Raw genomic sequence first — 23,724 nt, forward strand, 5'->3', positions numbered from 1 at the left:
CGCGGCGGGAGCCCGTCAGGGCCGGGGGGCCGCCGGGGTTGCCACAACCTGTCCGACAGTCGGACAGGTTTCAGTGGCGGAAGTCCATCAGGGCCCGGAGCCCGCCGGGGTTGCCACAACCTGTCCGACAGTCGGACCGGTTCGTGCGACGGGCGGCCGGCGGCGAGCCCCGGCAGGGTTCTCATGTTCCAGCCATCCGAGGAGGGCTGCTGCCCGAACGCTCAGGGAGGAGGCGGCGCGGGAATGGGACGAGCCGGAGCGGGCTCGCCCAGGATCAACAGCAGCTCCGCGCGGCGGTTCTCGCCCCGGCCCGCCTGTGTGCCATTGGAGCTCGCGGGCCGGCGTGCACCGAGGCCCCGGGCTTCCAGGCGGTGGGCCGGGACGCCCTTCCGCAAGAGGTAGTCGCGCACGGCTTCCGCGCGGGCCAGGGACAGGCGCTGGTTGGAGGCGGAAGAGCCCTCCGCGTCCGTGTGCCCTTCGATGACGACGCGCTCGACTTCCGGATGCTCCAGGAGCACCCGCGCCACCTGATCCAGCACGCGCGAGCGGCCCGGCAGCGTCGTCGCGCCGACCTCGAAGAAGACCTGGCCATGGAGGACCAGGCGCTCGCGGGTCAGGGTGACGAGCGGGTCGCCGGACTCAGGGCAACCGCCGTACTCCCGCGTCCCCTTCTCATGGACGCAGGCATCCAGCGCGTCCACGACGCCGTCTCCGTCCGTGTCGGTCTCGATGCCTGACGAGTTCCCGGACGGCTCTGGCGTGGGCTCGGGAGGCGTGGGTTCAGGAGGCGTGGGCTCGGGCTCGAGCTGGGGTTCGGCGGGAGCACGTGGCAGCCCTTGGACGATCTCATAGACGATGTCCTCCGGGGGCGGAGGCGGTGCCTTGTCGAAGAGCAGGGCCAGTCCCGCAAGCACCCGGAAGCGAGGGGAACCCGGCTCCGAGCCAACCCCCGCCCCGCCCATGGCGAAGAATTCCCAGGGCCGAGCGGGTGCGTAGCGAAGGCCGCCGAGCAGCTCGCCGCTGGTGCGCTGCTGCCGCCAGGAGTACGCACCGTTCGCGGACACCTCCGCGCGGAAGGCGTAACCCACGGTGAGCCCCACACCGGCCCGCAGCTCGTTGCCCACGCCGTTGAGGCTGTCCACGCCGGAGTCCGTCGACACGGCGCGACGCAGGAGCACGCCCACTTCCAGCGCCGGAGCCACGGGCCCCCAGCGCTTGCCCATCATGATCCGTCCCTGCCCGCGGACACCCTGGTCACGAGCCAGCGCTCCCGAGCCGCCCACGGGCAACCGCACGTCCAGGTCGAGCGCCAGGTGAAAGGCCTCGGGAGCGGAGGTCCCCAGCAATCCCAGCCGGGCCGCGAGTCGCGGTGCCCCCAACCCGCTGCGTGACGGAGGGGAGATGGACAGCACGGTGCTCACATCCGCACCGCTCTGGTGGATGACGCCAGGAAGCTGGGCCTGAAGCTCCAGCCAGGGCAGCACACCGACGGCCAGCGACACCAGTCCGGTGGTCCGGGACAGGACGAGCGGGTACTCGTCCGACCCGTTCAGGATGGTCAGGGGAGCCCGCTGGTAGTGCGCCATCAGCGAGACGCGCACCGCCCCGGGCGCCAGCAGCTCGCCGCTTCCGAGCGCCAACGGCCCCAGCCCCGGATTCGGATCCAGGCGCTCCAGGGAGAACGTCGGCAGGGGCGTGGCGTCCTGGGCGCGCGCGGGGGATACGAGCAGCATCAGTCCCAGCGCGGCCCCGCCACGGACGCATCGGTGCAAGGCCGGACCCATGCGCGCATCATCCGTCATGTTCCGCCCGGGGCGAAGGGGAATGGCGGCGCGCGGCATTCGTGCATCGTCACCGGAATGGATGCGACTCCGATTCCATTCCAGAATCCCAGACTAGACTGCGCCGGCAGCGCCCCCCACGGAAACACGCTCAGACAAGGGTAGCCACAAGGCATCCTGACACAAGGCAAGAAGGCCAAAAGGACAAGAAGCAGAGTAGTCCGGCACGCATCCCTGATAACCTGCTGCCCATGCAAAACCTACAGGCACATTGGGACAAAAAATGAATGAACAAGCACCTTAAGCTCGACGTGCAAGTCGCTGAAGATGACCCAATTCGAAAATCATTGCTCAACCAACGGGTACAGCACTTAGAATCTGATGGTCTGAGTGTTCCCGAAGATGAGCTTCTTACATATTCCTTGTTCTACGAGTGGGACAACTCTCCAGGATGGCGGAGCTACGCCGATCTGAACAGGAAGCTTCCAGAGCGACGCACCCGGTTTGGGGACTTCCTAACAACAGACGCAGAAGAATCCTACCGACTTCGGCGCAAACCAGTATCGGACATCATTGAGTCGCTGGGCATTGGAGCAGCTCTCTCTGTCTCAGCTAGATTACTAGGGGTAACCGAGGCAGATTTCCTGAAAGTCCCAGACACCTCACTGGGAAGAACATTGGACTTCGAAAGAAGCTATGTCGCATCCGATGGCGATCACTCCTACCGAGTAGAAGCCAAAGGAACGCACGATGGAAAGAGCGTCTCTTCAGCTCTCGACTCAATTAAAGCCAAGAAAATCTTTGACCGCAATTCAAAACAAGACGATGCTACCCTTGTTGGTGTTGTTTTCGATTTATCACTAGAGCGAAAACGCACATCCAAGGTAATTATCACTGACCCACCGGCAGAACCGATCCCCGAAAATCCAATTCTTATAAAACTATGGGCCCGACTTGGCTTTTACTCAGCGGCGCTGCGAACGATTTCCCGTGGCTCAATCACTGCAGGATTTGCACAGCGACTCCCCGTCACAAGAGCACTTGGGGATCAGTGGCGGAAGGTTGATGGAATACCTCTCGTCAACCCAAGCGGCTATCCACTTGCTGTCTCATGGAACAAAAGCGGCATAGTTACACTTGCTTCACGGGAGCGGATTTTTGGACGATTCTTTGGCCCTGCATCAAAATCAACACGCAGGCAAACATCCTCTGAAGATGTGTCCATCTTCATCGGCTTGACTGAAAACACAATAGAACTGCTCACCAAACAGCGCCTCGAAGAAATAATATACCACAAAGAACGAGAAAGAGTTGCGGAAGCGAGCTACCCAGCCTATTCGCCATTTGAGGCTCGACCGCCATTTCGCTTTCAACATCTGCGCGTTTTTTCTTCGGGTGTTGTTGTGGGATACCTTATCGGCAACGTTTGAGGCAATTGGGCCACCTCTCTATAGTCGCAGATTGACGCGGATTCCACGGGAGTGGCATCGGCAGCGCATGGCAACCGCTCGCTGATTGCGTTGGTAGAGGGGCACACTGAGGTCAAGTCCAACCCCGCTCCGATCTATAGTTCACGAACGCGAACGCGCAGGCTGCGCGCGAGTAGAGTGCACAGGTCCAGTGCCGCAGTTCACGGGGGGAGGAGTCTAAAGTGCCTGAATTCTACGTTGAGGGGCCGTTCATTGTGCCGTGCATTGCAAAGGGGCATGGGAAAGTCGTCGACACGAAACGCTTGAAGGAGTTCTGGGAAGACCTCGGCGAGGGCAGGTCGTCCAGTTACGGCTGTTACGTTTTCGGGATGCAAGTCGGACGAGGCCTCGTGCCAATCTATGTCGGCAAGGCCACCAAGAGTTTCAAGCAAGAGTGCTTCACGCTCGACAAGTTGTTCAAGACCAACGCATCGCTGCTTCACTGGAAGCGAGGCACCCCTGTTCTCTTTCTTGTGCCTTTGGAACGCAAGAGAGGCCGGGTTAACGCAGCCTTGATCGCTACTGCCGAGGAATTCCTCATTCAGAACGCCGTCGTCCGTAATCCTAACCTTGCGAATGTTCGTGGCACCGAGCAGGAATCATGGGGAATTGCCGGTGTTCTTCGTGGTGGAAAAGGAAAGCCATCCGCAAGCGCGCGGGACTTCAAACGGATGATGGGGCTGAGACAGCGTTCCTCCCAGCCAGGATGACTCCAGGATTGCAAAGTGACGACGTCGGTGGGGCTAGTGGGGTCCTCGATGCTGTTTCTCGCCTGCTGATCTGATGCGACGCGGGACACACCGCCGGAGCCGCAGGCCACGAAGGCAGACAGCCCCGTGCACATCCTGGCGCCGCATAACAACTGTGACGAAACGTGGATGCTGGTTGTTGCCGCGTCTACAGCGACCGCGTGCCCTGCAACAATGGCATTGAGATGTATGCCATCTGGACGCCGGGCGGCTGGTGCAGCCCGCGCGACGTCGCCAAAAGCAGCGAGGGCCCTGAGCTGGTCTGCCCGCAGTGACGCATCACGGACCTCCCTGCCCTCAGCACGGGCAGGGAGGCCCAACAATCACATCACATCACGCCGCGCTGTGCCGCCTCCAGCGTGTTCTTCATCAGCATCGCAATGGTCATCGGCCCCACGCCGCCAGGGACCGGCGTGATGAATGACGCGCGCTCCGCCGCCGCGGCGAACTCCACGTCTCCCACCAGCTTGCCATCCGCCTTGCGGTTCATGCCCACGTCAATCACCACCGCGCCGGGCTTGATCCACGCGCCCTTCACCAGCTCCGGCACGCCCACCGCCACCACCAGGATGTCCGCCTGGGCCACCTCCGCCGGCAGGTCGCTCTTGCGGTGGCACACCGTCACCGTCGCGTCCTTCTGCAGCAGCATCAGCGCCTGGGGCTTGCCCACGATGTTGCTTCGCCCCACCACCACCGCGCGCTTGCCCGCCGGATTGCACCCGACCTCTTCCAAGAGCCGCATCACGCCGTAGGGCGTGCACGCCCGCGTCGCCGGCCGGCCCAGCAGCAGGTTTCCCGCGTTCATCGGGTGGAAGCCGTCCGCGTCCTTCTCCGGCTTCACCGCGGAGATGATGGCGTCCGCGTCCAGGTGCTTGGGCAACGGCAGCTGCACCAGGATGCCGTGCACCGCCGGGTCCTCGTTCAGCCGGTGCACCAGCGCCAGGAGCTCCTCCTGGGTGATGTTCTCATCCGGGTGGTGCTCCCAGGAGTTGAAGCCCACCTCCTCGGCGGCCTTCTTCTTCCCCGTCACGTAAATCTTGGAAGCCGGGTCCTCACCCACGCGCACCACGGCGAGTCCCGGGGTGATGCCGCGCTCCGCCTTCAGGCGCGCCACCTCCTCCTTGATCTCCGCCCGCACGCGCGCCGCCACTGCCTTGCCGTCGATCAACTGAGCCGTCATGAGACCCACCTTATGCAAGACTGGCCCTGCACAAGGGAGCGAAGCGAAGGCATGGGCGCGGGAAAAGTTCTCGGGGCGATGTTGGGTCTCATGGCCGGCCTCCTCATCGGCGGGCCCTGGGCCATCGTGCTCGGTCTCATCGTGGGCACGGGCCTGGGCCACTACTTCGACGAACAGCACGCCGCGCCCCCGGACTTCCCTGAAATCTTCAGCGACTTCCCCGCCTCCTTCGAACCCCCGCCCCCGTCCTCCGCCCTCACCCAGTCCCCGGGCGAGTTCCCCATCGTCGAGGACCCGGACGAGGACCCGCTCGACCGCGACATCACCGCCCTCTTCGTGGACGTGGCCCGCGCCGACGGCGACATGCGCCGCGAGGAGGTCCGCGAGGTCCGCCGCTACTTCGAGCAGGTCCTCCACGCCGACTCCCACACCGTCCAGGCCGTGCGCCGCTACCTCAAGGACTTCCTCGCCCGCCCCGCCACCCTGGACGCCCCCGCCGCGCTCGCCTCCTGCCTGGACTCCCTGCCTTCAGGCGAGCGGCTCCGCCTGCTGGACGCGCTCTATGAGATGGCGCTCGCGGACGGCCCCCTCCAGCGCTCCGAACGCGAGGCCCTGAAGCGCATGGCCGAGGGCCTGGACGTCCCGGACGCCAAGGCCCAGGCCCTCGCCGAACAGCACCTGGGCGACGCCTCCGCCCACTACGAGACGTTGGGCCTCCCGCCGGACGCCACCGACGCGGAGGTGAAGAGCGCCTACCGGAAGCTCGCCGCCCAGCACCACCCGGACAAGGCCAGCCACCTGGGCCCTCGGGCCGCCGAGCGGGCCGCCCGTCAGTTCCAGGCCGTCCGCGACGCCTACGAGGAAATCCGCCGGCTGCGCGGCCTGTAGCCCGGGTTAGAAGACAGGAATCCCATGAGCCAGCGTCCCCCGAAGAAGAAGGAAGCGGAGTTCCAGAACAACCCGTTCAAGTCCGCCATCAAGACGCTCCAGGACCAGCAGAAGCAGGAGAAGGAGGCCGCCGCCGCCGCGGAGGTCGCCAAGAAGAAGGCCGCCGTGCAGAAGCCGGCCAAGGCCCCCAAGGCCCGCCCGGAAGACGACGACGTGGGCCTCTTCTTCTCCGCCATGGACGGCGTGCAGCAGATCACCAATCGCGGGGAAGCCCCCAAGACGAACCCGCGCCTGCCGGAACTCATCGACGACAACGCGGAGGCGCTCGCGCAGCTCTCCGACCTGGTCGCGGTGGACGGGCCCCTGTCCTTCACCGGCTCGAACGAGTCCTTCGAGGGCGCCTCCCCCGGCACCGACCCCAACCTGCTGCGTTCGCTGCGCCGGGGCGACTTCTCCGTGCAGGACCGGCTGGACCTTCACGGCAAGACGCAGAAGGAGGCCCAGGCCGCCGTGGAGCGCTTCCTGTCCGACAGCCGCCGGGCCAGGCGCCGCTGCGTGCTCATCGTCCACGGACGCGGTTTGAATTCCAAGGACCAGATTCCGGTGCTCAAGGACGCGGTGCGCGACCTCTTGTCGCAGAAGCGGCTGGAGCGGATGGTGCTGGCGTTCTCCACCGCACGCCCGCAGGACGGTGGAGCCGGCGCGGTCTACGTCCTGCTGCGCCGATAGCTTTACGCGTGGCCGTGGCTGTGCATACATGCCGCCATGGTTCGCGACCTCATTGACCTCCACATCCACGTGGGTGGCGCGGTGGCCCCGCACATCCTGTGGTCCATTGCCCACCAGCAGGGCTTCAAGCTCCCCGTCAAGAACTACTTCGACTTCGTCGAGCTCATCACCTCCCGTCCGGGCAAGGTGGGCAGCCTCGACGACTACCTGAAGATCCTCCACACCTGGACGGAGAAGATCCAATCCTCTCCCAGCGCCATCGAGCGCTCCGTCTACGAGGTGATTGGCAAGGAGTACCGGGGCAGCCGCGTCACGCAGATTGAACTGCGCTTCAACCCCATGAAGCGCAACCTCTCCAGCGAGCTGGACCTGGACCACATCATCCACGCGGCGCTGCGGGGCATGGACCGCGCGACGCTGGAGTACGGCGTGAAGGTGGGCCTCATCTTCTGCCTGGCCCGCGAGTTCGACCACAAGCTCAACAGCATCATCGTGGAGAAGGCCATTAAGTACCGCTCGCGCGGCGTGTACGGCATCGACCTGGCCGGCACGGAGCGCGACGCGATGGAGCACAAGGCCTCGCTGTCGGAGTACGAGGACCTCTACGCCCGCGCGCGCAAGGCTGGCCTCAAGTGCACCGTGCACACCGGGGAGACGGCCGGCACGGGCGCCAACGGCCTGATGGCGGCGGTGGAGAAGCTCAAGCCCCACCGCATCGGTCACGGCATCCGCGCCGCGTATGACGAATCCGCGATGAAGATCCTGCGCGAGAACAACATCACGCTGGAGCTGTGCCCGACCTCCAACATCCACACCAAGGCGGTGGCGGACCTGCAGGAGCTCAAGCACATCATGCAGACGTTCTGGGACCGCAAGGTGAAGTTCACCATCAACACGGACGGCCCCTACCTGCTGGAGACGGACATGCGGCGGGAGATTGAAATCGTCGAGTCCAACGGCCTGCTCAGCACGGAGCAGGTGGACCAGGCGCTCGCGTGGGCGCGCGAGGCGTCCTTCATCCCGGCCTGACACGCATGTACGGCCTGACTCGCGCACTGCTCTTCACCCTGCCCCCGGAGCCCGCGCACCGGCTGGGCATGTCCGGGCTCGCGGCCCTGGGGAAGTGGCCCGCCCGCTGCCGCGCCATGCGCGAGCACACGCTGCGCCGCGCCCCCATGGACCTGTCCGTGGAGCTGGCGGGGCTGAAGTTCGCCCACCCGGTGGCGCTCGCCGCCGGGCTGGACAAGGACGCGGAGGCCGTGGACGGGCTGTTCGCCTGCGGATTCTCCGCGGTGGAGATTGGCACCGTCACGCCGAAGCCCCAGCCGGGCAACCCGAAGCCGCGCCTGTTCCGGCTGCCGGAGCACCGCGCGGTCATCAACCGCATGGGCTTCAACAACCACGGCGCGGCCACCGCGGCGGAGCGCCTCAAGGGCCGCGCGTGGAAGCCCGGCCCGCTGGGCGTGAACATCGGCAAGAACAAGGACACGCCGCTGGAGCGCGCGGTGGATGACTACGTGGCGTGCGTGGACGCGCTCGCGGCTCTCGGCGATTACGTCGTCGTCAACGCGTCCTCGCCCAACACGCCGGGCCTGCGGAAGCTCCAGGAGCCGGAGCAGCTCTCCGCGCTGCTGCTCGCGGTGCGCGAGCGGATGGAGGCCGTGGCCCCGGGCACGCCGCTGTTCCTGAAGATTGCCCCGGACCTCACGCCCGAGGCCGTGGATGAGGTGGTCGACGTGGCGATGGAGCGCGGGCTGTCCGGGCTCATCGCCACCAACACCACCCTCACCCGCCCCTTCGAGCACGTGCACGCGAAGGAGGCCGGCGGCCTGTCCGGCGCCCCCGTGCGGGAGCTGGCCAACGCCGTCATCCGCCGTGCCTGGCAGCGCAGCCGGGGCACCCTGCCCCTCATCGGCGTGGGCGGAGTGTTCACCGCCCAGGACGTCTACGAGAAGCTGCGCGCGGGCGCCACCGTGGTGCAGGTCTACACGGGCTTCATCTACGAGGGCCCGGGCATGGTGGACCGCATCCTCCCGGAGCTGGGCGCGCTGCTGGCCCGGGACGGCTTCGCGTCCGTGCGCGACGTGATTGGCGTGGATGCGCATACGGGCACGCCCGCCGTTCCCGTGTAGCGCCCCGCTTCCGTCATCTTTCGAGCAACGACCCTGTCCCGCAGGGCAGCTTCTCGCGTGTCCACCCCGCAGCACCTTCCTCGCATCTGGGGGCAGGGAGGCGGACATGCGGACGAGGTCGTGGTGGTGGGCGGTGGCGGCTGCGGGGAGCTTGATGGGGTGTGGTGCCGGACCGGAGGCCTGGGACTCCGGGAAGCCGCCGGAGGTCGCGGAGGTCCAGGCGCGGATGGAAGCCGCGTGGGGCACTCGGGAGGTGAAGCAGGTGCTCCCCGATGGCCGGACTCCGGGGACGCAGCTGGACAAGGAGCCCCGTCCCGACCTGCTGACGGACGTGGCGGGCACGCTCTACTTCGTGGTGCAGGAGGAGGACCAGCGCATCGCGCTGTGGAAGAGCGACGGGACGCCCACGGGCACCGTCGTGGTCAAGGCGTTCAAGCCGACGAACGCGCTCCTGGGGGGCCTGCGGATCACCGGCATGACGCCGCTGGGGTCGCGGCTGTTCTTCCACCTGTACGAGCCGGAGCTGGGCTGGGAGCTCTGGGTGAGCGATGGCACCCCCGAGGGCACCCGGCCCGTCGCGGACCTGGCGGCCGGGCCCGCGGACTCGAATCTGTTCAACTTCACGGTGCTCAACGGCGCGCTCTCCTTCTTCCGGCACGCGCCCTACGGCCAGGGTTTCACGCAGCTGTGGCGCTCGGATGGCACCGCGGCCGGCACGGTCATGCTGAAGGACTTTGGCCGCTTCACCGGCGCCTTCGGCGAGGTGCTCCCCTCCTCCGGCCTCCGCGTGTTCTTCACCGAGGACTTCGAGGAGACCGTGCGGTTGTGGCGCACGGACGGCACGGCGGCCGGGACGGTCCAGCTGAAGGACTTCGGCATCCCGGGGCTGTACACGGGCACGGTCATGTGGACCCGGCAGGTGGGGGACTCGATGCTGTTCGTCCTCCGTGACGCGGTGGGCGGCACGCGCCTGTGGCGGACCGACGGCACCGTCGCGGGCACCCGGATGTTGAAGCGGCTGGATGCGTCCGTGGACGTGACCATGGGCGTTCCCCAGGTCGTGGACGGCACGGTGGTGTTCACCCTCACCGACGCCGGCCCCAGCCTGGAGGTCTGGAAGACGGACGGCACGGAGGCGGGCACGCAGCGGCTGGACGCGTTCGGCCGGGATGGCCGGCTGCTCGGCGTCGTGGGGTCCTACGCCACGGTGCTCACGCTCACCGACGACAACCGCTACCTGAAGCTGTGGCGGCTGCCATTGGCCGGGGGGCCCAAGGAGGGCGTCACCGTCCTCTCCAATCCCTACGCGGATGATCCGAAGGCCGTGCCGGGCCTGCGCAACGCGGTGACGGTGGGCAACCGCATCTACTTCGCCCAGACGCTGGGCGCCCGCGTCCAGACGCCTCGGGACGTGGAGCTGTGGGTGACGGATGGCACGGCGGGCGGCACGCGGCGGCTGTCCTCCGGCCTCACCCAGCCGGATGTATTCCATTCGCCCCTCATCGCGCTGGACTCCGGCGGCCTGCTGTTCTCCGCGAAGGGCAATGTCTGGGTCACGGACGGGACGGTCCAGGGCACCCGCGCGGTGGACTCCCTGACCGCGAACAAGACGCCGGCGGAGGCGGCTGCCTTCACGCGCGTGGGCGAGCAGATCTTCTTCCGCGCCCTGCCCGGCGCGCCCGGCTTCTCGCTGTGGGCCATTCCCACCACGAGCCCTTGAGCCGGTAGCACCGCGCGCCTTGCCCGCCGGGGCCTGGACCGAGTCTTCCTGGTGACACAGGAAACCCGGGACAGGCCCCGAGCGATGATGAAGGAACGTCTCCGCCTTCGAGGTGCGCCGTGAAGATCTCCCGTCCGCCGTCGTCCCCGCCCACGTCGCCGACCACCCAGAAGCGGCCTTCGGTGCCGGAGCCGGTTCCCCCGAAGCCGCCCTCGGAGGCATCCCCTTCCGACATCTTCGACAAGCCCGTCATCAAGATGGGGCCAGGCGGCCAACGTCGCGATGCGTCGGGCAGCAGCATCAAGGTCGGCTCGGGAAGCTCCCGAGGCAGCCACGGCCTCGAGGAACGGGACAAGCTCAAGGAGCAAAAGGCCCCCGGAAGCTTCCATCCGCGGAAGGTTCCCAACCTGCCCGGGCCCGTACCGCCGAGGCACTCCGAAGGCTGCGGCGGCGAGGACACAAACGCCTCCGGCAGCAGCGTCCGCGCGGGCGGCCGGGGCAGCTCCAGCGGGACGCAGGGCGACCACCCCGGCACGCCCCCTCGGACGCACTGACCTTCCGCGAAACCGGGCGCTTGCCTGACTTTGGACGCTAACGCGCCGCATCCCAGACGCCACTTCGGCTTTCCGGGACTCCCCGGAAACTTGGAGTGGGCTGGGGCCGATGATGGTTTCAGGAACTCGCCGTCCGAGGTGCTTCGTGAAGCTCCACCGCCCGCTGTCGAGCCCCCCGCAGCCCGAGCAGCCCACCCGGTCTCCGAGGATCCACTGCGCCTCCGGACAGAGCATCCTCGGCGGAGGCCGGGGCAGCAGCACCAAGGCCCAGGGCTACAGGGATCCGCCGGACCTCCAGGGCCGGCCGGGCGACTCGCTCGATGACCGCTTCCAGCGCGGCCCGGCCGGGCGCGGCGGTGAAGCACGGCCCTGTGCCTCCGGCTCCAGCGTGAGGGGCGGGGGCGGCGGACACTCCGGCAACGTCTCGTGCAGCTTCGTGCCCCCGGGCGGTGCGGCGTCTGGCGAGAGCAAGACGAAGCCGTCCCCCTTCGAGAAGCTGGCCGAGAAGCTCCGCGACCTGTTCAAGCAGCTTTTCGGTGACGGACCGGTGGCCCACTCGCCGGGCCGCGTGGCGACGGGCGACAGCAGCAGGACGACGGGCTCCGGGCACTCCGGCAGCTCCCAGGGCCGCATCGGGGTGGACGAGGAGCCCCAGGACGGCGCCGCCACGGCCCGGTCCCTGCGCTGACCGGCGGACCGCTTCTGCGTTCCGGGCGTGAGTGACGGTAGGCTTGCCCCGGAATGAACGACGTCCAGCGATTCGGGCCGTACCGCGTCCTGCGGGACATTGGCGAAGGCGGGATGGGGCGCGTCTCGCTCGCGGAGCGCGAGGGCTGGGAAGAGCCGGTCGTCCTCAAGCGCATCCACTCCGAGCACGCCGCCGACGCCCGCTTCCGCCGCCGCCTGCTGCGGGAGGCGGAGGTCGCCGCCGGGCTGCACCACCTCAACGTCGTGCGGGTGCTGGAGACGGGCGTCATCGACGACCAGGTGTACCTGTCCATGGAGTACGTCGCCGGCTCCAGCCTTGCGCACGTCCACGCGGCGAGCCGGCCGGAGCTGCTGCCCCTGGGCCCCATCCTGGATGCCATCGCGCAGGCGTGTGACGGGCTCGCGTACGTGCACCGCTTCGTCAACCCGGAGTCGGGCAAGTGGATGGAGCTCATCCACCGCGACGTGTCGCTGGACAACCTGCTCCTGTCCTTCACCGGCACGGTGAAGATCGCGGACTTCGGCATCGTGAAGACCTCCGAGGGCACGCAGACCACGTCCGGAGTGGTGATGGGGAAGCTGGCGTACATGTCCCCGGAGCAGATCCGCGACGAGGTCCTGGACGCGCGGGCGGACCTGTACTCGCTGGGTGTCTGTCTTTACGAGCTGCTGGCCGGGAGGCGGCCGTTTCCCATCCGGCGGGGCCGCGCGGTGATGGAGTCGGTGCTGTATGACGCCCCACCGCCCCTCATGCCGCTGCGTCCGGAGGTTCCGGCGTCGCTGGTGTCGCTGGTGGAGGCGCTGCTTTCCAAGGACCGACGCGGGAGGCCCACGGAGGCCGCTTCCGTGGCGAAGGAGCTGCGCGCGGAACTGGCCAAGCTGGGGGAGTCACCGCTCTTTCCGTCCCGGCTGATGGAGCCACCCACCGGCGTCCCCGCCAAGCCACGCAGGCTGCGCCCGGCCCTGCCCGACCAGCCCGCCCCCGCGCCCACGGAGGTGATGAAGCCGGAGGCGCTGCCCACCCTGCCCCTGGAGCCCGCGCCGCCGCTCCGCTCGGAGGCGCCGACCCAGGCCCTGGGGCCCCGGCGCCCCGTGTCCCGGCCGCCGGAGTCCGCGCTACCGCTGAAGCGGTTCCGGCCCTCCGAAGAGCCGCTGCCGTCCGCGCAGGGCCCGTGGAGCCAATGGGTGGTGAAGCTGATCCGCGACCTTGTCAGCAACCGCCGCAGACGCTGAAGACGCTCTGGTATTGATATTCCGTGTGCGTGTAGTTGCCGGCCGCGTCGAAGCACACGCGGTAGCTGGACTGCTGGTTGAACTTCCCCGGGTTGTAGTACTGGACCGCCACCTCGCCCTCGGGGCACAGCGGAGGCCTGTACTCAGGCCCACCCGCGACCGACGGGGCATCGCCCGCGTTCCGCAGCGGCTCACAACGCCAGTAGCTTCCACAGGTGGACCTGGGGGCACACGTCGTCACGCCCGTGTTGGTCCACGTGGACCAGTTCGCACACGAGCCCAGCGCCGCCTCCGACGTGGTCAGCGCAGCCTCCTCGGCCGCGGCCTCCTCGGGCGTCATGGCCCCACCGCACGCCGTCAATGCCAGACCCGTGCACATCGCGGCCACCGCGCGCAGCAAAGACATCCCAGGCTTCATGGACGACTCCTTGGTCCGAGGGGGCACCGGAATGGCGCCCGGCCTTCCGACAAGGCCGCATGTTAGGCAATCCGGATTTCCCAGACCACTCCACGCCCTCCATGATTTTCCATCAATAACGGTCAAATCCAATGATTGTGAGACTCAACGACTTGCAATCCATTGCTTCACCGCCGCCAGCTCGCGCCGCGTCATGGAGCCGCCCTGCGTGAAGCCAGCCTCGGCCTGCTTCGCCAGCGTCAGCGCCCGGGCGTGCTCCGCCGGTTGACTCCAGAGCGCCTGCGCGAGCGCGAAGTGCGTCATCGCCGCGTCCACCGGGTTCCAGCCCAGCGGCGCCAGCACCCGCTCGGACGTCTCCAGGAGCTCGCGTGCGCTGTCGCCCTGCCCCAGCTGGAAGTACGCGAGTCCCAGCGCCGTGCGGCTGTGGATGGTCCGCGCATGCTCCGCGCCCAGCGCGCGTGACTTGGACTCCAGCGCCGCGCGCAGCAGCGGCACCGCGTCCTTCGGCCGGCCCTGCGCGACCATCAGCCGCCCCACGTCCTCCTCCAGCGTGTCCACCGCGAACTCCTCCGGCGGCAGCACCTTGCGCTGGAGCGCCAGGCCCTCCTGGAAGTGCGCGAGCGCGTCCGCGTCCCGCTCCAGCCGCTCCTCCGCCCCCGCCAGGGCCTTCAGCGAGTCGATGGCCTCGCGGCTCTCCGCGCCGAAGCCCTGACGCATGCCCTCCAGGGCCTGCCGATGCAGCGCGAGCGCCCGGTCCGGCGCACCCAGCGACTCCTGCACCAGCGCGAGGTCATGCAGCAGCAGCAATGTCTGTGAATTGAGCGGCCCCAGGGTCTGCTGCCGCAGCGTGTACGCGCGCTGCAGCCACTCCAGCGCCTTGGGCAGGTTGCCCGCCTCCTGCTCCGCGAAGCCCAGGTTGGTGAGCGTGCCCGCGAGCAGCGGATGCGTGGGCCCCAGCCGCTCCTCGTAGATGGCGAGCGCCTTCTGATACAGCGCCGTGGCCTCCGCCTGCTTGCCCTGGCGCAGCATCACCATGCCCAGGTTGTTGTAGACCTTCGCCGTGTCCACGTGCGTGGGCCCCAGGGTGCGCTCGCGCAGCGCCAGGGCCCGCGCGTAGTGCTCCGCCGCCGCGTCGAGCGCGTCCTCGTTCAGCGCGAGGATGCCCTCGTGGTTGGCGAGCCGGCCCTCCAGGTCCGGCGCGGAGCCCAGCCGTTCGATGAGCGCGTGCGCCTGGGCGCTCCACAGGTGGGCCTCGGGGAACCACTCGGGCTCCTCGCTCAGGCCGAGCACCAGCTCCGTCGCCACCTGGAGCGCGACCTCGTCATGCCGTCCCGCCGTCGCGGCGGCCATGGCCTCGTGCCAGGTGGACCGCGCCTCGCGGGACTGGCTCATGCGGTGGTGCGCCCAGCCCAGGACGTGGAGCGCCTCCGCCTCCACGGGCCGGTAGTGCGTCGCGTGCGCCGCCTCCACCGCCGCCTGGGCCACGGGCACAGCCTGCGCGTAGCGGCCCGTGTCGAGCAGCGCCTGCGCATGCGCCACGTCCTGGCGCACCGCCTCCACGCGGGTGCGCGCCGCCATGTCCTCCGGAGGCGGCACCGCCGCGGAGAGCGCCTCCACGTTCGCGCAGCCCGACACGCCACGCAGTGCGTCCACCGCCTCCGCGCTGCGCTGCACCAGCGCCACGTCCGCGTGCGCCAGCTCCGCGCCCAGCGCGTCCACCGCCCGCAGGCGCCGGTCCAGGCACGCCATGCGCAGCGCCAGGTGCGCCTCCGGCTGCTCCCCCGTCACGCGTGTGGCCTCGCAGGCCTGGCGGTGCATGCGGCTCCACTCCGCTGCGTATGCATCCAGCGCGCGCTCCACCCGGTCGAAGGCGCCGTCCGCGTCCTCCGCGCCGCTCTTCTCGAAGGCCTCCGCCACCGCCGCCTTCTGTGCGGGGCCCCACACGCGCTCGAACAACTTGGGCGCGCCGCTGCAGGGCGTGGGCCGCACCCACGCCACGCCCACGCCCAGGAAGAGCCCGGCCACCACCGCGAGCGACCGTCCCGCGAGCTTCTTGCGTCCGGCCTCCGGGTCGTTCTCCAGCGCCGCCAGCAGCGCCTCCATGGACGCGAAGCGCTGCTCCGGCGCCACCGACAGGCCCTGCGCGAGCACGCGGTGCACCCAGCCCGGGACGGCCGGATGCGCGGGCGGCTCCAGCTCCAACCGGGGCACCCCGGAGCCCTGCGGCGCCCGCTGCGAATCCAGCAGCGTCACCGCCATTCGCCGCAGCGTCCCCTCCTCGAAGGGGCGCTGGCCGGTGAGCGCCTCGTAGACGGACACGCAATAGCTGAACTGATCCGCGCGCGCGTCCGGCCCCCGTCCCGCGTACTGCTCCGGCGCCATGTACGCGGGCGTCCCCACCAGCGCGCCCGTCGCCGTGAGCCGTGTATCGAGCGGCCCCTCCAGGAGCGCCGTGGGCGGCACCGCGGGCCCGGCCTCCGTGCCCACGCCCGCGTCGGACGCGATGCCGAAGTCCGTCACCCAGACGCCGCCGTCCCGGCCCAGGAGCACGTTGTCCGGCTTGAAGTCGCGGTGGACGAGCCCCGCCGCGTGCGCCGCCGCGAGCCCCTGGCCCATCGCTCGGCACACCGCCAGCACCTGGCGCTGGGGATGCGGCCCCTCGCGCAGCCACTGCCGCAGCGTGCCGCCCTCCACCCGGGCCATGGCGATGAACACCCGGCCCTCGTGCGTGCCCACGTCGTGCACCGTGAGCACGTTCGGATGGGACAGCCGCGCCATCGCCTGGGCCTCGCGCACCAGCCGCAGTGCGCGGGCGTCCTCCTCCTCGTCAGGCAGACGCCGCTCGTGCAGCAGCTTGATGGCGACGGTGCGGCGCAGCTCCGGGTCGAACGCCTCGAAGACCTCGCCCATGCCGCCGCGTCCCAGCCGCGCCAACAGCACGTAGCGGCCCACGCGCGTCGCATGGAGCGGACGCTCCAGTCCGCTGGAGTCACCCGTCGGGTGCCCGGTGTTCGGCGACGGGGAGGCGGTGTCTTGAGAGGGCCGGGAGGTCTTCATCCCCTCCAGCCTACCGCTTCCCGGTTATTCCACTCTAACCCAGTTTGACGGAGCCTGCTTGCTATTCAACCTGCCGTCCGTGTCACACTGGCCGGATGAATCGCGTCCTACTTCTGGCCGCATTGCTGAGCCTTGTCGCGTGCAAGGGCAACATCGGGCCAAGCACCAACGACGGAGGCCCCAACAACCCAGTGGATCCAGTCAATCCAGTGGATCCAGTCGATCCCGGTGGGCCCGTGGGCGCCGCGTGCGTGGTGCAGTCGGTGCTCACCAACCGCTGCGCCAGCTGTCACGGCGCGATGCCGACCCAGGGGGCGACGATGCCGCTGCGCACCCTGCACGACATGCGGGTGAGCTCGGCGATGGATGGGAAGCTCAGCAACGCCCAGCGCGCGCTCATCCGCATGCGCGACGACGCGTCTCCGATGCCGCCAGCCCCGCATGAGCGCGCGAGCGCGGCCGAGCGCACCGCGCTCGAGACCTGGATCAAGGAGGGGATGCCCCTCTGCAGTGGCACGAACGACCCGCCCGTGACCGTCGTGCCCGAGCCCAACCTGCTCGATCAGTCCGCGCTCTTCAGCTGCACCGAAGGCGTGCGCTCGGATGCGCCGACGCGCATCCGCCGCATGAACCGGCGCGAGTTCACCCGCAACGTCGGTGGCTCGGTCGAGCGCAGCTGGACCGGGTTCAGCTTCTACGACAACCCGCTCGATCCCAGCGCCATCGAGCAGTACAGCTCCTGGGCCACGGACGAGACGCTGGACGAGGCCACGGTGGAGCTCTTCCTGCCGGTGGTCGGCGCGGCCGCCTCGCCGTGGACGATGAACTACCCGGACGGCAACCGGATGGAGCGCGTCTACACCGACCGCCGCTTCAGCTGCATGTTCAACGACGCGAACCCGAGCGACACCTGCAAGCGCTTCCACCTGGGCCAGATGCTCGAGTTCGGCGTCTTCTTCCGCCCACCCACCGAGGATGAGCTCACCCGCCTCATCGCCTTCGCCACCGCGGTCATCGCGCAGGAGCCCAGCTACTCCGCGCAGAACCGCGCGGACTCCATCACGCGGATCTCCAACGCCGCGTGGATGATGACCGGCGCCATGTTCCGCGGCGAGCTGGGCGGCGCGCCGGCCGACGGTCGCGTGGAGCTGACCAGCCTCGAGCTGGGCTCGCAGCTGGCCTACGCGCTGGCGGGGCGCGCGCCCTCGGCCACGCCGAGCTTCGTGTATCCGTACTACTCCGCGCCCCTCGAGGGCCATCTGGCGGACGTGGCCCTCGCCGCGAAGGACGGCTCGCTCACGCAGGATGCGACGACCACCGCCCTGATCCAGAAGCACCTGGGCGGCGTCGACACCCACCAGAACGGGACACCGCGCTTCGACCTGGTGCAGGACTACAACGAGGAGCAGCGCTCCAAGCGCGGGCAGTACTGGCTGGGTGACGGCGTCGCGGGCTTCTTCCGCGAGTGGCTCGGCTACGGGCACGTGTCCGCGGTGTTCAAGGAGTCCCCGGCGGCGACCTCGCGCTTCGAGCTCGAGGGGCTCGGCTACATCAGCTCGGTCTCGTACGACAACCTGCTCACCAACTTCCATCCGCTGGAGCCGACCTTCATCCAGCAGTTCGACGATCTGATCGCGCGGGTGGTCGTCGAGGATCAGGACGTGCTGGCGAACCTGCTCACCACGCGCACCTTCTACGTGCCCTCCATGCAGAACGCGGCGTACGACTCGCACAAGGGCCTGTCGCACCCCTACAACGTCAGCGAGATCCTCCCGGCGACCGTCGCGGGCCGCTGGAAGACGCTGCCTGCCACGGAGCGCGCGGGCGTGCTGACCCACCCGGTGTGGCTGGCCGCGCACGGCGGCAACTTCGAGGACGATCCGTCCATCGTCCACCGCGGCAAGTGGGTGCGAGAGAACCTCCTGTGCGGCTTCGTCCCGCCGCTCAGCAGCGTGCAGGTGGCGGCCCAGGTCGGCGCCCACGCCGCCGACAAGAACGCGCGCCGCCGCCTGCAGGAGGCGACCGCCGGAGCGCAGTGCCAGGGCTGTCACCGTCTGATGGAGCCGCTCGGCCTGCCCTTCGAGATCTACAACCACGCGGGCTTCCTGCGCGCGAGGGATCATTCGACCAGCGGAGGCTGGACCACGCCGGATGGAAGCTCGACGCTCACGTCGATGCCGGACCCCGCGCTGGACGGCCCGGTGCGCGACGCGGTGGAGTTGAGCGAGCGCCTGGCGACCTCGCGGCACGTGAAACGCTGCTTCGTGCGACAGGCCTTCCGCTACTTCATGGGGCGCCCGGAGAACCCGAGCGACGCCTGCACGCTGACGCAGATGGAGCAGGCCTATGATCAGAACAAGGGCTCGTTCTCCAAGATGCTGACCACGCTGATGACGAGCGACACCTGGAAGACGCGGCGTGTGCCGCAGGCTGGAGAGTGACTGCCATGTTCTCGCGACGAACCGTCCTGAAGGGCATGGCCGCTGGCCTCTTCGCGCCCTACTTCCACGACGTCTACGCCCAGTCGTCCAAGTTGCCGGCGCGCCTGGTGCTGGTCCTCGAGTGCAATGGCGTCTACCCCCGCGCGCTCCTGAGCACGGGCACCCGCGCGGCGCTGGGTGGCCGCGCCAACACCTCCGACCGCATCTTCTGGGACGCGTACAAGGACACGCCGCTGGTGCGTGAGGGCGACGATCTCGCCAGCGCCATCAGCCTCGGGCCGCTGGCGGCGTCTTCCGGCAACGTCGACCTGGTGAACCGCTCCGCCGTGCTGCTGGGGCTCTCGAACCTCATCGCGGGCGGCGGGCACTCCAGCGGGACGGGCGGGCTGAGCTGCGCGGTGAACGGCGCGGGCGCGACCTTCGACGCGGTGATCGCCCCTCGCCTGCGCCGGGGTGCACCGTTCGACGTGCTGCGCCTGGGCACCAGCTCCGCGCGCGTGTCCATCGTGTACGAAACCTGCGCGCTCGGCCCCCGCAAGCCCGCGGGCATCATCGTCAACCCGTCGCTCGCGTTCGACAGCACCTTCGGCTCGCTGCTCGGCGGCTCGACGAATGGGCGCGATCGCAAGATGCTCTTCGACTTCGCGCTGGCCGACTCGCGCAAGGCGCTGGCGGAGTTCAAAGGCAACTCCAACGAACGGCTGAAGCTGGAGCGCTACGTCTCCTCGCTCGAGTCACTGCGCACGCGGGAGGATCAGCTCACGGGCATGGCGGACCGCGTGCGGCCCTACCTGCCCCTGGCGCCGAAGGACAACCCGCTGCTCACCGGAGCGGGCTCACCGCCCGACTCGCTGAAGTGGTTCGAGGCGCAGTTCCAGATCGCCACGGCGTCCCTGCTGGGCGGGCTGACGAACACGGTCGTGCTGGCGACGGGCACCTCGGGCTTCGACGTGTCCTACGGCCCGGACGTGAGCGACACCCCGCGACACAACCTGCAGCACGGCCTGGATGCGGGGCAGAACTGGGAGCGCGTCGCCGAGGTCACCCGCCGCCACGTGCAGCTGGTGGCGAACCTGGCGAGGACGCTGGCCGCCACGCCCGAGGTCGGCGCGAGCGGGTCGATGCTGGATCACACGGCGATCGTCTTCATGTCCGACAACGGCGAGCAGCACCACTCCACCTCGCGTGAGTGGCCGAAGCTCGTGGTGGGCGGCAACGCGCTGGGCCTGAAGACGGACGGGCGCACGGTCGTCTACCCGAAGTACGACGCGGCCCGGAACCGGCAGGTCTCCAACCTCTTCAACACGCTCGGCCACGCGTTCGGAGACGCGGACTTCAACACCTTCGGGCAGGAGGGCAGCACGCGCATCGCGCCGGGACCGCTGAGCGAGCTGTATGGCTGAGCCATGAGTACGGTATAGCGGCGCCCATGCCCACCCTCCTCCTCAGCGCGAAGGACCTGCGCAGCCTGTACACCGTCGAGCTCGGTCTGGAAGCCGTCGAGCGTGCCTTCCTGGCCCATGGCCGCGGTGACGCGCTCATGCCCCCCAAGGTGTACCTGTCCCTGCCGAAGTACGACGGCGACTTCCGCGCCATGCCCGCGTTCCTCGACGGCGCGGCCGGCGTGAAGTGGGTCAACGCCCATCCCCACAACCCGCGCAAGCACGGCCTGCCCACGGTGCGCGCCGTCTACGTCCTCAGCGATCCGGACACCGCGTCCCCGCTGGCCATCCTGGACGGCACGCTGCTGACCGCGTGGCGCACCGGCGCCGCGGGCGGCATCGCGTCCAAGTACCTGGCCCGGAAGCAGCCCCGCACGCTGGGCCTCGTCGGCTGCGGCGTGCAGGCGCGCGTCCTCATCGACGCGCACCGCGCCCTCTTCGGGGACCTGGAGCTGCTCATGGCGGACGTGTCCACCCAGGCCGCGGAAGCCCTCCAGAAGGAGAAGGGCGGCCGCGTGGTGAGCCTCCAGGAGGCCTCCGGCGCGGACATCGTCTGCTCCGCCACGCCTGCGCGCACCCCCGTGGTCCGCCGTGAGTGGGTCCAGGCCGGCGCCCACATCAACGCCATGGGCGCGGACGCCCCCGGCAAGCAGGAGCTGGATCCCCGCCTGCTCGTCGACGGGCGCGTCTTCATTGACGACGCGGAGCAGGCGCTCCACTCCGGCGAGGTCAACGTGCCGCTGCACGACGGGTTGCTCAAGACGGAGCAGCTCGCCGGCACGCTGGGAGAGGTCGTCGCCGGCCGCAAGCCCGGCCGCACCGGCACCGAGGTCACCATCTTCGACTCCACCGGCCTCGCCGTGCAGGACGTGGCCCTGGCCCGCGCGCTCTACGACGTCGCGCTCGCCAGGGGCGTGGGCCAGCGCTTCGACCTCGTCGAAGACGCCTGACGCACCCCGTCGGCACCCGGAAATGCAAAACAATCCGGGTGCCCGCTTCCTGGGAGGAAAGCACCGCTTTCCACACATCCCAGGAGGCCCGTTTTGTCCCAGAACCTGTCCATCCGCCGTGGTGACACGCTGAGCGCGCTCGCGCGCCAGCACGGAACGACGGTCGACGCGCTCGCCAAGGCCAACAACATCAAGGATCCGAACAAGATCCTCGCCGGCCAGAAGCTCGTCGTGCCCGGGGGCGCGTCCCGTCCCCAGGGCACCACGGCCCAGCAGACGCAGCAGCCCACCCGCCAGGAGCAGACCTCGCGGACCGCGGACGTCTTCACGCCCGCCCAGACGCCCACCACGAAGTCGGCCCAGACGTTCCAGGACCCCGTCCGCGCCGACAAGCGCTATCCGACCCGGGACGGCGTGCCCCTCTACAACCAGGGCGACTCCGACTGGGAGAGCCGCCGGCTGGGCGGCGCGGGCACGGTGGATGCCAAGAGCCGTAACAGCGTCCAGTCGCAGGGCTGCGCCATCTCCTCCACCGCCATGGCGCTGAGCGCGCTCAGCGGCCGCACCATCACGCCCCGGGAGATGGACGCGTACCTGGACAAGAGCGGCGGCTACTCCGGCAACGCCGTGAACTTCGAGAAGACGGGCGGCGTGACGGGCAACGACCCGAAAATCACCGCGCACCGCGAGCGCGGAACGATGTCGCCGGAGCTCATCGACAAGAACCTCGCCGCCGGCAAGCCGGTGGTGCTGGGCGTGAACTACCGCACCAAGAACACCGCGACCCCGGACCACTGGATCACCGTCACCGGCAAGAACGCGGACGGCACCTACCGCGCGAATGATCCGAACGGCGGCAAGCCCATCACCCTGCGCCGCGAGGGCAACTCGCTGGTGGCGACCAGCGGCAACCCCTACCGCTCCTACGGCCAGGGCGTGACCTTCACCGGCGGCAAGCCGGTGCGCGCCGCGCCCCAGTCCTCCACGTCGGGCGACACCTTCGCCAGCGGCGGCGTCACCGGCACGCCGAACCCCGTCACCGCGAAGGCCGGCGGAGAGGTGAACCTGGACGCGAAGCAGACCCGGTCCACCACCTCCACTACGAAGACCCAGCAGACCGGCCCGACCAACGCCGTCAACAACGACATCCTGAGCAAGGTGAAGACGACGGGCGCGTCGGCCGCGACGGCGAAGCAGGACAAGGCCCCGGCGGGCGTCGAAGGGTCGCGGAAGATGGCGGAGAACGACCGCGCGCGCCTGGAGAAGCACAAGGCCACCCTGCAGAAGGTGGCCAAGGAGACCGGCGTGCCGTCCGCGCTCCTCGCGGCCATCGCCAGCCGCGAGTCCCGGGGTGGCGGCGCGCTGAAGTCCGACGGCACCGCCAAATACGACCCCAATGGCTACGGGCTCATGCAGATCGACAAGAAGCAGAACCCGCAGCTGATCAAGGGCGGGCCGTACAGCGAGGAGCACATCCGCGAAGCCGCGAACCTGCTCAAGCGCAACCTGGACACGATGAAGAAGGTCCACCCGGACTGGTCCGAAGCGGATCAGCTCCGCGGTGCCGTCTCCGCCTACAACCGCGGCGTCGGTGAGAGGAACCGCCCGGGCGTCTACGGCAACTCACCCGACGAGATGGACCGGGGCAACAAGGCCCGGGGCATCCACGCCTCCACCGGCGGCGACTACTCCGCCGACGTGTGGGCTCGCGCGCAGTACCTGGCCGAGAAGGGCTTCTAGCCGTCCCCCACCCGGTGCGTCCTCCGCGCGGGGAGGACCCGTCAGGACGCCCGGGTGTGCAGCTGCAACCGTGAGACAAAAAAGAGAGCGCTCGCCGGCACCTTGGAGTTTTACCGGCGAGCGCCCCGGGCCGCGTGCCGACTGGCAGGGCCTCGTAAAGTCGCGGCGGATGTGAAGCGGCCCGAAGGCCTGGCCCCACGCCACCTTCATGTTTCCTGCCGTCCGCCCCGCGTCCCGTGACCTCCGGGCCCCGCGCTCGACGTCCGTCTTCCTCAAAAACCCCTGCGCATCCGCGGTGATTCCTGCACCGCCTGATCCGCCACCGCCAGGGTGAGCACGCTTGCCGTCTCCGGCAACATGCGAGGCGCCATTACCACACCCGGCCCACAAACATCCACGAAAATCGTACTATTCCCATCTATAACCTGCGCACACACAGGCCCTGCCGAGGGAAGTACCTCCCCCTTCCTACGAACGCACCCGCCCCCAATTGCTTGAGGACGGGCGTGAATTATCCGGATCGGTCTGACATT

18 protein-coding genes are annotated in these 23,724 nt (G+C 68.9%); 14 read left to right on the forward strand and 4 right to left on the reverse strand.

Annotated elements, in window-relative coordinates; translation table 11 throughout:
• Positions 1-221: 221 nt before the first annotated feature.
• Complete coding sequence (locus tag NR792_RS11865) at positions 222-1,733, reverse strand: OmpA family protein (RefSeq protein WP_375760160.1); 1,512 nt, start codon at positions 1,731-1,733, stop codon at positions 222-224.
• Positions 1,734-2,068: 335 nt separating this feature from the next.
• Between NR792_RS11865 and NR792_RS11870 the strand changes: the two genes are divergently transcribed.
• Both NR792_RS11870 and NR792_RS11875 read left to right on the forward strand, forming a co-directional pair.
• A complete protein-coding gene (locus tag NR792_RS11870) occupies positions 2,069-3,211 on the forward strand; it encodes a hypothetical protein (RefSeq protein ID WP_375760161.1) in 1,143 nt (380 codons plus the stop codon).
• A gap of 221 nt (positions 3,212-3,432) precedes the next feature.
• The gene (locus NR792_RS11875; RefSeq protein ID WP_375760162.1) at positions 3,433-3,960 is read left to right on the forward strand and encodes a hypothetical protein; all 528 of its coding nucleotides are present in this window, start codon (positions 3,433-3,435) and stop codon (positions 3,958-3,960) included.
• A gap of 367 nt (positions 3,961-4,327) precedes the next feature.
• On the opposite strand, the gene folD is transcribed toward NR792_RS11875, so the two are convergent.
• On the reverse strand, positions 4,328-5,179 hold the full coding sequence (gene folD / locus NR792_RS11880; protein ID WP_375760163.1) for a bifunctional methylenetetrahydrofolate dehydrogenase/methenyltetrahydrofolate cyclohydrolase FolD: 852 nt from the start codon (positions 5,177-5,179) through the stop codon (positions 4,328-4,330).
• 90 nt (positions 5,180-5,269) lie between these two features.
• Between folD and NR792_RS11885 the strand changes: the two genes are divergently transcribed.
• The 8 genes from NR792_RS11885 to NR792_RS11920 all read left to right on the forward strand — a co-directional run bounded on the left by NR792_RS11885 (position 5,270) and on the right by NR792_RS11920 (position 13,143).
• A complete protein-coding gene (locus NR792_RS11885; protein WP_375760164.1) occupies positions 5,270-6,067 on the forward strand; it encodes a TerB family tellurite resistance protein in 798 nt (265 codons plus the stop codon).
• A gap of 24 nt (positions 6,068-6,091) precedes the next feature.
• On the forward strand, positions 6,092-6,796 hold the full coding sequence (locus NR792_RS11890; RefSeq protein WP_375760165.1) for a Smr/MutS family protein: 705 nt from the start codon (positions 6,092-6,094) through the stop codon (positions 6,794-6,796).
• Between the two features lie 36 nt (positions 6,797-6,832).
• Positions 6,833-7,825, forward strand: a complete 993-nt coding sequence (add, locus tag NR792_RS11895; RefSeq protein ID WP_014397813.1) for an adenosine deaminase — start codon at positions 6,833-6,835, stop codon at positions 7,823-7,825.
• A 5-nt stretch (positions 7,826-7,830) separates the two neighbouring features.
• On the forward strand, positions 7,831-8,928 hold the full coding sequence (locus tag NR792_RS11900) for a quinone-dependent dihydroorotate dehydrogenase (RefSeq protein ID WP_375760166.1): 1,098 nt from the start codon (positions 7,831-7,833) through the stop codon (positions 8,926-8,928).
• A gap of 106 nt (positions 8,929-9,034) precedes the next feature.
• Entirely contained in the window at positions 9,035-10,648 is a 1,614-nt protein-coding gene (locus tag NR792_RS11905) for a hypothetical protein (protein WP_375760167.1), read from the forward strand.
• 119 nt (positions 10,649-10,767) lie between these two features.
• The gene (locus NR792_RS11910; RefSeq protein WP_375760168.1) at positions 10,768-11,202 is read left to right on the forward strand and encodes a hypothetical protein; all 435 of its coding nucleotides are present in this window, start codon (positions 10,768-10,770) and stop codon (positions 11,200-11,202) included.
• Between the two features lie 145 nt (positions 11,203-11,347).
• Positions 11,348-11,890: a hypothetical protein gene (locus NR792_RS11915; protein ID WP_375760169.1), complete on the forward strand. Its 543-nt coding sequence runs from the start codon at positions 11,348-11,350 to the stop codon at positions 11,888-11,890.
• Between the two features lie 53 nt (positions 11,891-11,943).
• The gene (locus NR792_RS11920; RefSeq protein WP_375760170.1) at positions 11,944-13,143 is read left to right on the forward strand and encodes a serine/threonine protein kinase; all 1,200 of its coding nucleotides are present in this window, start codon (positions 11,944-11,946) and stop codon (positions 13,141-13,143) included.
• On the opposite strand, the gene NR792_RS11925 is transcribed toward NR792_RS11920, so the two are convergent.
• The gene (locus NR792_RS11925; protein ID WP_375760171.1) at positions 13,121-13,549 is read right to left on the reverse strand and encodes a hypothetical protein; all 429 of its coding nucleotides are present in this window, start codon (positions 13,547-13,549) and stop codon (positions 13,121-13,123) included. The genes NR792_RS11920 and NR792_RS11925 overlap by 23 nt on opposite strands.
• Before the next feature lie 156 nt (positions 13,550-13,705).
• Positions 13,706-16,618 (reverse strand): tetratricopeptide repeat protein, encoded by a 2,913-nt coding sequence (locus NR792_RS11930; protein ID WP_375760172.1) that lies wholly within the window; start codon positions 16,616-16,618, stop codon positions 13,706-13,708.
• A 95-nt stretch (positions 16,619-16,713) separates the two neighbouring features.
• Between NR792_RS11930 and NR792_RS11935 the strand changes: the two genes are divergently transcribed.
• The 4 genes from NR792_RS11935 to NR792_RS11950 all read left to right on the forward strand — a co-directional run bounded on the left by NR792_RS11935 (position 16,714) and on the right by NR792_RS11950 (position 23,191).
• Positions 16,714-19,059 carry a DUF1588 domain-containing protein gene (locus NR792_RS11935; RefSeq protein WP_375760173.1) on the forward strand — a complete coding sequence of 782 codons (2,346 nt, stop codon included), beginning with the start codon at positions 16,714-16,716 and terminating at the stop codon, positions 19,057-19,059.
• 5 nt (positions 19,060-19,064) lie between these two features.
• Positions 19,065-20,462, forward strand: a complete 1,398-nt coding sequence (locus NR792_RS11940; RefSeq protein ID WP_375760174.1) for a DUF1552 domain-containing protein — start codon at positions 19,065-19,067, stop codon at positions 20,460-20,462.
• A gap of 26 nt (positions 20,463-20,488) precedes the next feature.
• Entirely contained in the window at positions 20,489-21,451 is a 963-nt protein-coding gene (locus tag NR792_RS11945; protein ID WP_375760175.1) for an ornithine cyclodeaminase family protein, read from the forward strand.
• Positions 21,452-21,544: 93 nt separating this feature from the next.
• Positions 21,545-23,191, forward strand: coding sequence for a LysM peptidoglycan-binding domain-containing protein (locus NR792_RS11950; RefSeq protein ID WP_375760176.1), 1,647 nt, complete (start codon positions 21,545-21,547; stop codon positions 23,189-23,191).
• Positions 23,192-23,724 lie beyond the last annotated feature (533 nt).

Source organism: Corallococcus exercitus, from assembly GCF_042231735.1.
Classification (GTDB): domain Bacteria; phylum Myxococcota; class Myxococcia; order Myxococcales; family Myxococcaceae; genus Corallococcus; species Corallococcus exercitus_B.